We start from the raw sequence: 13,397 nt of genomic DNA on the forward strand, positions 1-13,397 counted from the left end.
TGAAAGTAATCTGTTGTAAGCAACTTTTCCGTCAATCCATGCCATACTGTTTTCTCCAATGCTGTTTGACAGTTTCATTAGATCTCCACTTGTCGGTGCTGCTGTGTTTGTCGCTTTTAAAACAGCAGTGCCATTTCTCTGCACTGCTGTAGGTAAACATATCTGTTCATTTGACAGTCCTCTTTTAGAAGCTGAACCGCCACGTTTTCTTGGTTTCAAATTATCTATTTTTTCACCTTTATGTGAATTTAGAATGTACTTTTCATCCAGTTCTATTTCTCCAGAGACAACCGTATCTGCAATCATTTTATCAAGCATATGAAGCAGCTTCATGCGCATACGCCAGACTGTATATGTGCTTATATTCATATTCGCTGCTGATTTTTCTATTGGCACTTGAGAAAATATATCTACGATGAGCTGGTCCCATTTTGATTCGTCCTGGTGGGAATAGTGTGTAAGCTGACCATTGTCATAAGTAAAACGCTTGTGACAGCAGCGGCATTTCAGCATAGGTTTTCCACTGTTTGCATTTCCACCTTTTGTAAATCCAGGATCAACTGCACCACACTTTGGACAAACCTTGATACAGTAGTTTCTTGATTCTTTCTTTGCATTTGTCAAATCGATTAACTGTCTATCGATTTTATCCTTTGCATATTGATCTAGATTGTTGTAAAAGTTAATGATTTCAGTATCTTTCATAATGTCATCTCCTTGAATGTGATGACATTATAATGCTGCTTAATTATTGTTACTGTCCATATATTCGTACAATATTAAAATATGTTCACCATTTTGCTAATATAGCCTTTTTCTTCTTGAAAGGCTTTTCATAAATATGTAATATTTTAGTAAAAATTTTCTGAAAATAATTGACTTAGTTTTTTCATTGTTTTACTATAATCCTCGTAGAAACTGAAACGCAGTGAACAGAACATACTTCACTTCATCAAGCTTCTTAGAGAACTGTCGGTTGGTGTAAGGCAGATAAGCAAGAGAAATGAAGTCTCATCTGGGAGTAGCGCACTGAACAACTTAACGCTTTGATCAGAACACGCTATATCTGATAGAACTTTACAAGAGAATTGCCATACGGTGAAAGGCAATAAGAAAGTCAGATTATAGTATCCTCTGTGAGCAGCGCTCTGAATCAAGTAAGATGCGCCGGACCCCTCCGATATCAGGGTACTCGTTGTTGGACGAGAAAAAAGTGGTTAGTATTTGACTAACAAGCAAAGTGGTACCGCGGAAGATTACGTAGCTTTCGTCTTTGCATCCTTCTTAGATGCATCAGGCGGAAGCTTTTTTGTTACTTATGATTCAGTTTCATATAAGATGCCAAAATGGCAAAAGGGGAAATGAAATGAACAGTTTATTTATCTTATTGTTCGCAGCCGTAGCATTAATGGCTGGCTACTTACTCTACGGACGCTGGCTTGCTAAAACGTGGGGCGTTGATCCAAAAGCAGACACACCTGCTGTTAGACACAATGACGGAAAGGATTATGCACCAGCAAGCAGACTGACAGTATTTGCTCACCAGTTTTCATCCATTGCAGGTGCCGGTCCTGTACAAGGTCCAATTCTAGCTGCAGTGTTTGGCTGGGTACCAGCACTTCTTTGGCTATTAATTGGCGGTATCTTCTTTGGTGCAGTACAAGACTTCTCAGCTTTGTATGCTTCTGTGAAAAACGATGGCAAATCCATTGGCTTGATCATTGAAAAATACATTGGTAAAAAAGGACGTAAATTCTTTACATTATTCTGCTGGCTATTCTCATTGCTTGTTATTGCCGCATTTACTTCCATGACATCTTCCACATTTAATGGTTTTGTTACAGGTAGTGATGGTGCAGTGACACAAAATTTCAATGGCGCAGCTGCAGCTACAATTTCATTCTTATTTGTTGGCTGTGCAATTGTATTTGGTTTGATTCAGAAGAAATTTCCAAATTTAAAAGAATGGCATAAAATTGTTATCTCATTAGCATTCATTGTATTTATGTTTGCTGCTGGTATGAAAATGCCAGTTTACTTAACAGCTTCTCAATGGAACTACGTCATCATGGCTTACCTTTTTATTGCTGCAGTGGCTCCTATGTGGTTACTCATGCAGCCTAGAGACTATATGACAACATTCATGTTCCTTGGAATGATTATTGGTGGTGTCGTTGGCGTATTTACAGGACATCCAGAAATGAAATTAAATGCATTCAATGGTTTCGTATTAACAAGTGATGCAGGTGCAAAAACATATATGTTCCCTACACTTTTCGTAACAGTTGCGTGTGGTGCAATCTCAGGATTCCATTCACTTGTATCCTCAGGAACATCTTCCAAGACAGTTTCAAATGAAAATGATATGCTGCCCGTTGGTTATGGTGCAATGATTCTTGAAACATTGTTAGGTGTCATCTCACTGATCGTTGTTGGTGCAGTTGCTGTAAATGGTGCAGTCCCTAGTGGATTAACACCATTCCAGATCTTCTCTCAAGGCGTAGCAGGATTTTTGGAAAATGTTGGTATTCCAGCAAGTGTTGCTAACGTATTTATGACAATGTGCATCTCCGCATTAGCATTCTCTACACTGGATTCCGTAGGCAGAATTGGAAGACTCTCCTTCCAGGAATTATTTACTTCAGATGACGAAGATTCTTCTGCAATGCCAGAATGGAAGAAAGTTGTTACAAACCAGTACTTCGCTACAGCAATTACATTATTTTTAGGATATGTATTATGCTTAGGCGGCTATTCAAACGTATGGGCATTATTTGGAAGTGCCAACCAGTTACTTGGTGCTCTTGTATTGATCTCTATTGCTGTATTCATGAAAGCAACAAACAGAAAATCATGGATGTTCTATTTCCCTATGATCTTCATGTTCTGCGTAACATTTACAGCGATTGTATTGAATGTCATCACAAACGTAAAAGCATACATGGCAGGTACAGCAGTATTCCTCGTCAATGGTTTACAGCTTATCGTTGCAGTATTCTTAGTTGTACTGGCAGTTATTGTCGCAGTGCATTGTGTTAAGATCTTAGTATCTATCGGAAAAACTCCAGAAACAGTAAAAGTTGAAAAGGACGGAAAGCAGGCAGCTTAATATGACAAAAAAAGATTTAGATTGGGGAAACATTGGTTTCAAATACAGACAAACAGATAAAAGATTTGTCGCAAACTTTAAAGATGGTAAATGGGATGAAGGATCTTTGGTTGATGATCCAACTGTTACATTGAATGAATCTGCAGGCATGCTTCAATATTGCCAGCAGGTATTTGAAGGCATGAAAGCATACACATGGGAAGATGGAAGTGTTGTATGTTTCCGTCCTGATATGAATGCTGAAAGAATGTATAATTCTGCTCAGCGCATTGAAATGCCATCTGTACCAAAGGAATTATTCTTAAAGGCAATTGATGAAGTCGTTAAAGCAAATATTGACTGGGTACCTCCATATGGCAGTGGTGCATCACTCTATATTCGTCCATACGAGTTCGCTACAGGCATTGTTATTGGTGTTGCTCCAGCAGACGAATATCAATTTCGCGTATTCACAACACCTGTCGGTCCATACTACAAAGGCGGTGCAACACCAATTGCCATTCAAGTATCCGACTTTGATCGTGCTGCACCTAGAGGAACAGGAGCTGTTAAGGCTGGCTTGAACTATGCGATGAGTTTGCATTCTTCTGTGATTGCACACTCTAACGGATATGCTGAAAACCTATACCTGGATCCTGCAACAAGAACATACGTTGAAGAAACTGGCGGAAGCAATGTTATCTTTGTTGATAAAGATGGAAATCTTGTCGTACCAAAGAGTGATTCCATTCTTCCATCTATTACTAGACGCTCTATTGTTTACATTGCAGAGCATTACTTAAATCTGAAAGTTGATGAAAGACCTGTACGCTATGATGAAATTAAGAATTTCCAAGAATGTGCTCTCTGTGGTACAGCTGCAGTGATTTCTCCTGTAGGAAGAATCGTTAATCACGATGAAGTGATTGAATTCCCATCTGGCATGGAAAAAGCTGGTGAAGTTGTGTCCAAACTATACGATACAATCACAGGCATTCAATCTGGAAAGATTGAAGCTCCAGAAGGCTGGATCAGAAAAATCTGTTAAATTACAAAACACGTGTTCAAATTCTGGACACGTGTTTATTTTGCTTTTATAGAGTTTTTATTTCTTCTTCACTTAATCCTGTCATTTCTACAACCAAATCCAGTGACATTCCTTTTGAGAGCATTTTTTTAGCAATCTCAATTTTTGATTGCTGCATACCTTGCGCTTTTCCTTCCTGCAGGCCTTGTGCTTTTCCTTCTTGTAAGCCTTGCGCTTTTCCTTCCTGCAAGCCTTGTGCTTTTCCAGCTTCAATTCCTTCTTTTAAACTTTTTGCTTTTTCTTCATCAACCAATGCATCTAAATATTCATCTAAATTCATGTAATCTAACCTTGCACTTTCGTCTTTCTTGACAGTGGCAACAGCTTTTTCAATTGTTTTTGTAAATGCATCCTTCGCAATTCTTTTTTTCAAAAACATCAAAAAGAAATACAATTGCGAATCCTCTGTATCACTGTCTGGATTTAAGAAAATTGTAAAACGTTTATCTTCAAGAATCAATTCTGAACATTCCAAACACATAGAAGCAAATGTATATCTTGGAAGTCTCATTCCAAAATAATCTTCCAGACAAATGAAGATCACAATACTTTTCTTCATATTCTGATAATCACCAGCTTTTACGTACTTTGCATCCATTTGCGAATGGTACATTCTTGAACGCAGTGGAAAATTCAATAACTTTCTCACTTGCATTTCGACATCGATATAAGAATCTTCCCCTTCTAGCAAAACATCAAAGCGTGTGATTTTTCCACCATATCTTGCCTGAACATGCTTTTCAACTCCCGCAATTCGAATATCTTTCACTTTTTTTCCCAAAGCCAGTTCTACAATTCCTTTTGCGATATTCAAATTTCTTTTATCCTCTAAAACAGTTGTAAACATGTAATTATCCGAGAAAGATAATTCATCAAATGGTTTCATTTTATTGCCCATATGTAAGCCTCCTATACTTACATATTCACAATTTTTTCCAAAATTCCATGAAATTCTTTCAATTTCTGATTGTATCTGTTGTAACACCCGTAATATATCCATCTAATGCATTCATTACATCTATACTATTAATTCCCCACAATTCTAATGGAATATCATTTTCTTTACAGAAATCCAGGTATGACATCTGTGCAGCATAATGAACATCTAAAAAGACATTGCATCCATCTTCTTTCATTGCTTTCACATTTGATTGAATATCAGATACATCACTTTTGCTTCCAGCTAAAAAGCCAAGCATATCTGTCTGATCATACTGTGCAACCATACGCAACAAATCACTAGAGAAGGAAATCCATTCCACTTTTCCAACCATCTCATATTTTTCGACAATATCAAAAATCATTTTTACCTGGTCTTCAGAATGAATTGTTTCTGTTTTCAACTCAATATAAGGTGTAATGAGATTTGCTTTACAATACGCTATAAATTCTTCCAAGGATGTAATTGTCTGTCCACGCAGATCAAATTGTTTTGCTTCTTCTTCCGTGATAGAATCAATCGCTACATTAATTCCTGCCATATGAGATAACGTAGGATTATGTAATAAAACCGGCACTTCATCACTTGTTAACTGTACATCTGTTTCCACATATTGATAATTCATCTTTTTACTTTCAATATACGCAGCCAATGTATTTTCAGGTGCATTCACATGATACCCGCGATGATTGATCAAACGAATGCCATCAAATCTTGTATCTTTCACATATTTACTTACTGGTAGAGAATACGTTTCATCTGCCTCTTCATTTGCTTCTGCAACTGGAAAATAATACCGATTGGCGGCATACACTTCATTCGAAACAATATTTCCATTTTCATCAAAACGAACTTCACGTCCATCATTCAATACAATGGAAGAATTCACTTTTCTCTTTCCACCATCCTGATGATTCAGACAATAAAAACCTTTTTCACCCTTCACAAAAACAAGACGATCTTCATCTTTTCCAACAATTTGTCCCTGTTCATACCAGAATCCATCATCCCATTCATGATGAAAAACATTCCCATCTTCATGTATTTTATATTTCACACCATCAACACTACAATCAGAAGTCATCAAATATCCATTATCATCATACAAATAATATTTCTCACCATCCTGAAACAAGCCTTTCACAAGCTGTCCATTTTCATCACTACGAACAGAGTATGTCTGTTCTTTATTTGTCTTTACCACAAATACATGATTTTTCAAAGCTTCTTTATTTCCATCCACAAACGTATGGTCAATTGCAGAATAGCTGATTTCTTTTGTCGGATCCGATTCATCTATAATGGATGTAAATGGATAATATTCCGCATACACATCCTTCGCAAAAAAGAAGCAAGGTATCAGCAACAAAAAAACAATCAATATTTTCACCCAGCGTTTCAGATGTTTTTTCTTCTTCTGTTTAAGCTTTTTCATCACAATTATGATACCTTTTTCTTTTCTTCATAACAAATTAACATTTCTTAACATTTTCTTGTACAATATGGTTAGAAAGATACTGTAATTCCACACAATAGATAAGGGAGACAATTTATGAATATACATGATCTATACGGAAAATGGATCAGCACATCCGATCGTACAGTAATTCGATTCAACCCATTCACACTCGTCACGCCCTATGGTTCAAGTAAATATACCATTGAACAAAGATTAAATTTTCCATATATCTGTTACGAAACAGGAGAAATGATCTATCACGAAGAAAATGACATTCCAATTCTTTCAGATACAATCATGGAATACGATGGCAGAGGCGAGATCATCATTCGCGAATATGTTCGTGAACAAGACATTGATAAAATCCCAAAAGATTTTTGCAGTGAATTACGCAAAGCAAGAAATCACAGAAAACCGATTCCTACGGTTATGGAGGTCGAATCATGAAAAAGCTTAGTTTATGTTTATGTATGTTCTTAGTTTCATGCGCATCTAAAACACCTTCTAAATCTTCTACTGCTTCTTCAGCAGCACACTTTCCACCCGCAAAACAAACACCAGCACCACAGCTAATTGTGCAAGCAGATTACACAGAAACATTAGATACATATTCTGCAGTCATAGAAGGAACAAAAATTGCCACAAAAGGTGGTTTTGCAAAAGTCAAAGAATTGATGAATGATGATGAAATCTTCAATGTCAAAAGTGCAGTTGGATATTCTGTGGAAGATGTGGATCATGATGGTACAGATGAATGCATCATTGGAGAAATCAGAAAATTTGATGATGGTGAAGTTTATACAAATGATGTCTATGCAATCTATGCAATCGACAACGATGAAGTAAATCTATTATTAGATGTCATTTCGCCAGCATATGCATTCCGTTTTGATGAAAATGCATTTTTCTATGGCAGTACAGAAGCAGACGGTGCAAGCCATTATGGTATTTTCCATCTAGAAAAAGGAAAGCTGAAATGGAAAGAATTCTTTTTCACAAAAGATCACAATACGTTCTACAAAAACACAACTGGAAATCTAGATATTTCTAATTCAGAAAAAATTTCCATCACAGAAGATGATTTCATTCACGATCAAATGACATATGCACTCATTGAATATACAAATGACTATAACTCTATTGAGAATTACGATATTGGACTTCGTGCAGATTGGGCTAAAGATCGAGATTTAAGTAAATACAAAACATATGAAGAATATGTTGTCGATGCTTCCGCAGAACAAATTCTTCTCACACCAGTTGCTCCACTCAAAAACATAAAACTTCTTTCCGTGGAATACACAGCAGAAGAATTCAAAACAAAAAAGATTCACACAATCGACACTCTTGATCCAGCACATCCGCTTTGTTTAACAACATATTTAGAATCTACCATTCCAAATATCGCAATCCAGTTTGAATACAAAGATCAAGTTCAAACATACACAATCTCATTAAGTGGATTTGATGGTTCTATTGTTTTAACACCATTAGAAATTTAAGTTCCTATTTACCTTTGGTATCTAATATCAAAAAAGTATAATTATGCATTTCATGAATTGCATAAACAATTAGAAAATCAAGTAGTCCCAGTTCAAAAGCTTGTTAGCTGAGCCTATCAGAGTAATCTGGTAGACCTTAGTTTGGCAATAGTATTTTTTATCAACATATGTTAGAGTGCTGTTATGCAAATCGTGATTTGCAGATTGGAGAATTATGAGAGCAGAAGAATTATGGAAAGCATATTGCGAGAAAGAGAATATAGATATTGATACTCCTTATAGTGCATGGGGATTTTTAGATGCACCTGATCAGCTGGCAGACCTTGTATTAAAGGGAATCAAGACTGCAACTGCATCCGCATATGATTTATATTTTATGGAAGGAGAAGAAGAGCCATTGCCACAGCCAGGTGATTATAGTGTTATTATAAACTCAAAGGATGAGGCAATTTGTATTATCCAAACCACTAAGACTACAGTCGTTCCGTTTAATGAAGTATCAGAGGAACATGCTTACAAGGAAGGGGAAGGAGATAGAAGTCTTGCATATTGGAGAGCGGTTCATGAAGAATTCTTTACAAAAGAATTTGAAGAAACTAAAACTGAATTCAATGGACAAACAAGAATTCTTTGTGAGGAGTTTCAAGTAGTTTACGATTCACGGCAACTTAACAAAAAATAAGCTCCCCCATTAACAAAAAATGAATAGAAAATGTATAAAAGCAGCAAAAGCGAATCATTATAAGGGATTATACATTAGACACATATTTGCAAAAATGGAGAAATTTAAAGAGAAGGTTATTTTGACAACCTTCTCTTTTTCATTGCTTATTCAATTCCTGTAACGTTATAGTCTTTTGCTTCTACTGCACTTTTCAAAACATCATTACTAACTTCTTTGCTCATCGTAACAATTGCAGTACCAGCTTCATGAGAAACTTCTGCACTTTCTACGCCATCAATTGCTTCAAGCGCTTTTTTGACGGATGCTTCACAATGTGAGCACATCATTCCTTCAATCTTCATCGTTTTTTTCATTTCTTTTTCTCCTTCACTTTCTTGTTTTGCTTTATGTCTAATTGGACGATCTTTTTTAGAATCATGAATATTTAACATATTTAATCGCAACGCATTCATACATACTGTAAATGATGACAATGACATTGCCGCTGCACCCCACATCGGATTCATTTGAATGGAAGGATACAAGCCCGCAGCCATCGGAATCAATAATGCATTATATGCAAATGCCCAGAACAGATTTTCATGAATATTCCGCAATGTTCCTTTGGATAATCGTATCATAGAAACAACATCACTCAGCTTAGAATTCATTAAGACAATATCTGCAGAATCAATGGCTACGTCTGTTCCCACACCAATCGCAACACCAATATCTGCACGCACCAAAGCAGGTGCATCATTGATACCATCACCAACCATTGCGACTTTGCCACGTTTTTTCAATTTCTGAACCACAGCTTCTTTTTGAGAAGGTAATACAGATGCATATACTTTATGCACGCCTGCCTGATGTGCAATGGCATTGGCAGTTGCTTCATTGTCTCCTGTAATCATTACAACTTCAATTCCCATATTTTCCAGTTGTTGAATTGCTTCTCGACTATCTTTTTTAATCGGATCTGCAACGGTAATCATTCCAAGATACACATCATCTTCCATAAAGAATAATGGCGTCTTTCCTTCTTGTGTTACTTGATTATATACAGAAGAAGCGTCTTTCAAATTGGTTTTTGTTTCCATATACTTCTTTGATCCACCAACAATACATTTTCCATGCATCATTGCCTGTACGCCATTTCCTTGTAATGCCTTGAAATCCGCTGTCTCTTCTATTTGTATTCCATGTTCTTTTCCATACGTATTGATTGCCTTGGCAAGTGGGTGTTCCGATTTATTCTCTAAGGAACAAGCCACTTTCAGCAGTTCATCATAATATTCATTTTCAGCAGGCAGAATATCTTTTACAGTTGGCTTTCCTTCTGTAATCGTTCCTGTTTTATCCAATGCAACGATTTGAATATGTCCTGCATTTTCTAATGCTTCACTTGTTTTAAACAAAATGCCATTCTTTGCTCCTGCACCATTGCCAACCATAATGGCAACAGGTGTTGCTAAACCTAAAGCACATGGGCAAGAAATTACAAGAACTGAGATTGCTCTTTCTAAAGCATACGATAAATCTCTTCCCGCAAACAGCCATCCAATCATGACCACAATCGAAATCACAATGACACATGGAACAAATATCCCAGATACTTTATCGGCAATACGCGCAATCGGCGCCTTTGTACTAGAAGCATCAGAAACCATCTGAATGATTTCTGAAAAAGTCGTATCTTTTCCAACCTTTGTTGCTTTCGCTCTTAAATAGCCAGACTGGTTCATTGTTGCCGCAGATACATGATCTCCTTCACTTTTATCTACAGGAATAGATTCTCCCGTCAATGAAGATTCATCAACTGCACTATTTCCAGAAAGCACAATACCATCTACCGGAATTGCCTCTGCAGGTTTCACCACAAAGATATCTCCCACCTGCACTTCTTCAATATCCATTTCAACAATTTCCCCATTTCTTTCAATATTTGCTTTTTTCGGTGCAAGTTTCATCAATGACTTCAATGCATCTGTTGTCTTTCCTTTTGAAATAGATTCTAATGTTTTCCCTACTGTAATCAATGCTGGAATCATCGCGGCTGATTCAAAATACAATTCACTATGATATAGCGGCATCAGATCCATATTTGCTGCACCATTTGTAATCATGCATGTTAATTGATACAGCACATACAAAGACCACGCAAACGAAACAGAACTGCCCAGTGCAACCAATGTATCCATATTTGGAGAACCATGCACAAGACTCTTAAATCCAGAAATAAAGAATGCACGATTGATATACATCACCACAAGGCAAATCAGCATCTGTGTTAATGCCAAACCTAAGTGATTATGATTCAAAAAGGCAGGTACTGGCCAAGAAAGCATATTATGTCCCATCGTGATATACATCAAAATCATCAGCCAGATAACAGAATGCAGTAATCTTTTCTTTAGCTTTGGTGTTTCATGATCCACAAGTGCTTCTTCTAAATCATTAGAAGAATGCTTCTCTTCTCCCTGTACATGTGCACCATAGCCAGCTTTTTCAACTGCTTGAATCACTTCGTCTGGATCAGCATTTCCTTCCACACGCATTGAATTTGTTAAAAGAGAAACTGAAACTGAATCTACATCTTTTAAATCCCCAACGGCTTTTTCCACATGTGCCTGACAGGCAGCACATGTCATCCCCGTAACAATATATTGCTTCATATATACATCACCTACTTCATTAATCTCTGTAAAAGTTCACACAACTCATCGATCGTTTCATCATTTCCATTTTGAATATCATGTTTTACACAACTCTTGATATGACAGGATAACAAAACTTTACTAAAACTATTCAACGCAGAAGTTGCCGCAGCTACCTGCATTAAAATATCTGGACAATATGCATCTTCTTCCACCATTTTTTCAATTCCACGAATCTGCCCCTCCACTTTTTTTAATCGTGTGATAAGTTTTTTTCTTTCATCTTCACTTCTTTTTTTATGTCTTCCACTACAGTGTGGACAAGTCATTTCTTCACCCATATATTTACCTCACGCATTCGTTATATACCCCTAGGGGGTATATGTCAACTGACATGCTTTTCTTTATAAAATTTTTTCACTATACTAATGAAAACGGAGGTTTTATCTATGGAAAACATTTTTCATCGCGTTAGTATTCGTAAATTTTCAAATCAGCCAGTTGAAAAAGAAAAAATTGAACAGATTTTACGCGCTGCCATGCAGGCACCAAGTGCATGCAATCAACAGCCATGGGAATTCTATGTTGTTGAAGATAAAGAAATGATTCATGCATTATCTCAGGTAACACCATACAGTGCTTTTGCTTTCAATGCACCAGTCATCATTGTTCCTGTTTATCGAGAAGAGAATCTTCCAGCACCAATGTTTGCACAAATTGATTTATCCATTGCTTGTGAAAATATGTGGCTAGAAACAGATGCTTTACAACTAGGTGGTACATGGATCGGTATTGCACCTTTAAAAGATCGTATGGAAGCAGTCGCAGAAATTTTAGATCTTCCTGACAATCTAAAAGTATTCAGCTTATTTGCACTAGGTTATCCAGCCGAAGAAAAACCACAGCAAGATCGTTTTGATGCAGCTAGAATTCACTATATGAAAAGATGATGCAGATCTGCACCATCTTTTCAAAATACATTTAATAAAATGATATATACTGCAGTACCTGATATGACACTCAAAATCTGATTCTTTTGATAATAATGAAATACCGCAGTGAATATAGATGCACTGATCAATGCAAAAGAATCATGAAAATCCGAGGTTGTTAAACTTCTCAAACTATATACAACCAAAATAACCATTAAAGAAGCTGGCAAAAGATCACTGAGTCTTTTAACAATCTTCGGCATTTCTTTTTTTCCAAATACAATCCATGGCAAGCTTCTTTCAAAGAAAACAATGCATGCACAAATGACAATGAGAATGAATGCTTCTTTATGATTCATACATTCACCTCCTGCTTCTTAGCAAAGAGCATCAATAATCCACTTGTCACAAGCAAAGATGGCAATAAGAAAGCATCACTCCCTAATGTAATCAAAAAGAAAACAGAACAGATGCCACCGATCAATGCTGGCTGATGATTCAATGCATTTCGATATTGATCCACAACAATTGTGATAAATAAAGCCGTTAAAGCATAATCAATTCCCGTAACACTAGAAGGAATCAGATTTCCCGCAAGACCTCCTGAAACAGATCCTGCAATCCAACTCAATTGTGAAAATAACTGAATACAAAACTGAATATTTTCTTTCTTCATATCTTTGGGATATTCCGTGATGGAATTTAATAATGCATATGTTTCATCTGTCAATGTATGAATCATATAGGGCAGTTTTTTCCCTGTCTTCTTGAAATCTTCTACATATGTTAACCCATAGAAGATTTGCCTTGCTGCCATAAACACACATGTTAATATCACAGTAACAAACGCTGCACCACTTGCAAAAAATGATGCAAGTACCATTTGAAATGCACCTGTATAAATAAACATTGAACAAAGCATGGACCAAACCCAGCCAAAACCGCCTTGTGCCATGATGTTAGCGTCCGGTTAATTTAACCATTCAGAGTCCGGTAAAAACGACCAATTTCAGTCCAATAAAAAAAGCCAACACATCAGATGACTTTCATAAATTCATTTACTGCCTG

13 protein-coding genes and 1 other annotated feature are annotated in these 13,397 nt (G+C 36.6%); of the genes, 6 read left to right on the plus strand and 7 right to left on the minus strand.

What is annotated here, in order from left to right:
* The coding region (locus tag ACTND6_RS09435) for a hypothetical protein (protein ID WP_441023834.1) at window positions 1–705 on the minus strand (705 nt) is incomplete at its 3' end.
* 332 nt (window positions 706–1,037) lie between these two features.
* Window positions 1,038–1,278 (plus strand) — a binding site (T-box leader).
* 88 nt (window positions 1,279–1,366) lie between these two features.
* Between ACTND6_RS09435 and ACTND6_RS09440 the strand changes: the two genes are divergently transcribed.
* Complete coding sequence (locus ACTND6_RS09440; protein WP_441023835.1) at window positions 1,367–3,109, plus strand: carbon starvation CstA family protein; 1,743 nt, start codon at window positions 1,367–1,369, stop codon at window positions 3,107–3,109.
* A gap of 1 nt (window position 3,110) precedes the next feature.
* Window positions 3,111–4,136 (plus strand): branched-chain amino acid aminotransferase, encoded by a 1,026-nt coding sequence (locus ACTND6_RS09445; RefSeq protein WP_320100476.1) that lies wholly within the window; start codon window positions 3,111–3,113, stop codon window positions 4,134–4,136.
* Window positions 4,137–4,182: 46 nt separating this feature from the next.
* On the opposite strand, the gene ACTND6_RS09450 is transcribed toward ACTND6_RS09445, so the two are convergent.
* Both ACTND6_RS09450 and ACTND6_RS09455 read right to left on the minus strand, forming a co-directional pair.
* Window positions 4,183–5,073 carry an Rpn family recombination-promoting nuclease/putative transposase gene (locus ACTND6_RS09450; protein WP_441023836.1) on the minus strand — a complete coding sequence of 297 codons (891 nt, stop codon included), beginning with the start codon at window positions 5,071–5,073 and terminating at the stop codon, window positions 4,183–4,185.
* Between the two features lie 58 nt (window positions 5,074–5,131).
* Window positions 5,132–6,550, minus strand: coding sequence for a glycerophosphodiester phosphodiesterase (locus ACTND6_RS09455; protein WP_441023838.1), 1,419 nt, complete (start codon window positions 6,548–6,550; stop codon window positions 5,132–5,134).
* A gap of 117 nt (window positions 6,551–6,667) precedes the next feature.
* On the opposite strand from ACTND6_RS09455, the gene ACTND6_RS09460 reads away from it, so the two are divergent.
* From ACTND6_RS09460 to ACTND6_RS09470, 3 genes are all read left to right on the plus strand, one after another.
* The gene (locus ACTND6_RS09460; protein ID WP_441023840.1) at window positions 6,668–7,021 is read left to right on the plus strand and encodes a hypothetical protein; all 354 of its coding nucleotides are present in this window, start codon (window positions 6,668–6,670) and stop codon (window positions 7,019–7,021) included.
* Complete coding sequence (locus ACTND6_RS09465) at window positions 7,018–8,076, plus strand: hypothetical protein (RefSeq protein ID WP_441023841.1); 1,059 nt, start codon at window positions 7,018–7,020, stop codon at window positions 8,074–8,076. The genes ACTND6_RS09460 and ACTND6_RS09465 overlap by 4 nt, the downstream gene beginning before the upstream one ends.
* A 214-nt stretch (window positions 8,077–8,290) precedes the next feature.
* A complete protein-coding gene (locus tag ACTND6_RS09470; RefSeq protein WP_441023842.1) occupies window positions 8,291–8,758 on the plus strand; it encodes an ASCH domain-containing protein in 468 nt (155 codons plus the stop codon).
* 146 nt (window positions 8,759–8,904) lie between these two features.
* On the opposite strand, the gene ACTND6_RS09475 is transcribed toward ACTND6_RS09470, so the two are convergent.
* Entirely contained in the window at window positions 8,905–11,415 is a 2,511-nt protein-coding gene (locus tag ACTND6_RS09475) for a heavy metal translocating P-type ATPase (protein ID WP_441023843.1), read from the minus strand.
* A gap of 11 nt (window positions 11,416–11,426) precedes the next feature.
* Window positions 11,427–11,738 carry a metal-sensing transcriptional repressor gene (locus tag ACTND6_RS09480; protein ID WP_178175926.1) on the minus strand — a complete coding sequence of 104 codons (312 nt, stop codon included), beginning with the start codon at window positions 11,736–11,738 and terminating at the stop codon, window positions 11,427–11,429.
* 108 nt (window positions 11,739–11,846) lie between these two features.
* On the opposite strand from ACTND6_RS09480, the gene ACTND6_RS09485 reads away from it, so the two are divergent.
* Window positions 11,847–12,347: a nitroreductase family protein gene (locus tag ACTND6_RS09485; protein WP_178175928.1), complete on the plus strand. Its 501-nt coding sequence runs from the start codon at window positions 11,847–11,849 to the stop codon at window positions 12,345–12,347.
* A 20-nt stretch (window positions 12,348–12,367) separates the two neighbouring features.
* On the opposite strand, the gene ACTND6_RS09490 is transcribed toward ACTND6_RS09485, so the two are convergent.
* Both ACTND6_RS09490 and ACTND6_RS09495 read right to left on the minus strand, forming a co-directional pair.
* Window positions 12,368–12,688: an AzlD domain-containing protein gene (locus ACTND6_RS09490; protein WP_441023844.1), complete on the minus strand. Its 321-nt coding sequence runs from the start codon at window positions 12,686–12,688 to the stop codon at window positions 12,368–12,370.
* A complete protein-coding gene (locus ACTND6_RS09495) occupies window positions 12,685–13,284 on the minus strand; it encodes an AzlC family ABC transporter permease (protein WP_441023845.1) in 600 nt (199 codons plus the stop codon). The genes ACTND6_RS09490 and ACTND6_RS09495 overlap by 4 nt, the downstream gene beginning before the upstream one ends.
* Window positions 13,285–13,397: the final 113 nt, after the last annotated feature.

Origin of the sequence: Bulleidia sp. HCP3S3_C9 (genome assembly GCF_052064035.1) — a bacterium.
GTDB lineage: Bacteria > Bacillota_I > Bacilli_A > Erysipelotrichales > Erysipelotrichaceae > Bulleidia.

Coding starts and splice junctions, on each gene's coding strand:
- ACTND6_RS09490 (WP_441023844.1), bottom strand. CDS start 12,688: ATGAATCATAAAGAAGCATTCATTCTCATTGTCATTTGTGCATGCATT.
- ACTND6_RS09445 (WP_320100476.1), top strand. CDS start 3,111: ATGACAAAAAAAGATTTAGATTGGGGAAACATTGGTTTCAAATACAGA.
- ACTND6_RS09470 (WP_441023842.1), top strand. CDS start 8,291: ATGAGAGCAGAAGAATTATGGAAAGCATATTGCGAGAAAGAGAATATA.
- ACTND6_RS09460 (WP_441023840.1), top strand. CDS start 6,668: ATGAATATACATGATCTATACGGAAAATGGATCAGCACATCCGATCGT.
- ACTND6_RS09450 (WP_441023836.1), bottom strand. CDS start 5,073: ATGGGCAATAAAATGAAACCATTTGATGAATTATCTTTCTCGGATAAT.
- ACTND6_RS09485 (WP_178175928.1), top strand. CDS start 11,847: ATGGAAAACATTTTTCATCGCGTTAGTATTCGTAAATTTTCAAATCAG.
- ACTND6_RS09465 (WP_441023841.1), top strand. CDS start 7,018: ATGAAAAAGCTTAGTTTATGTTTATGTATGTTCTTAGTTTCATGCGCA.
- ACTND6_RS09480 (WP_178175926.1), bottom strand. CDS start 11,738: ATGGGTGAAGAAATGACTTGTCCACACTGTAGTGGAAGACATAAAAAA.
- ACTND6_RS09440 (WP_441023835.1), top strand. CDS start 1,367: ATGAACAGTTTATTTATCTTATTGTTCGCAGCCGTAGCATTAATGGCT.
- ACTND6_RS09455 (WP_441023838.1), bottom strand. CDS start 6,550: ATGAAAAAGCTTAAACAGAAGAAGAAAAAACATCTGAAACGCTGGGTG.
- ACTND6_RS09495 (WP_441023845.1), bottom strand. CDS start 13,284: ATGGCACAAGGCGGTTTTGGCTGGGTTTGGTCCATGCTTTGTTCAATG.
- ACTND6_RS09475 (WP_441023843.1), bottom strand. CDS start 11,415: ATGAAGCAATATATTGTTACGGGGATGACATGTGCTGCCTGTCAGGCA.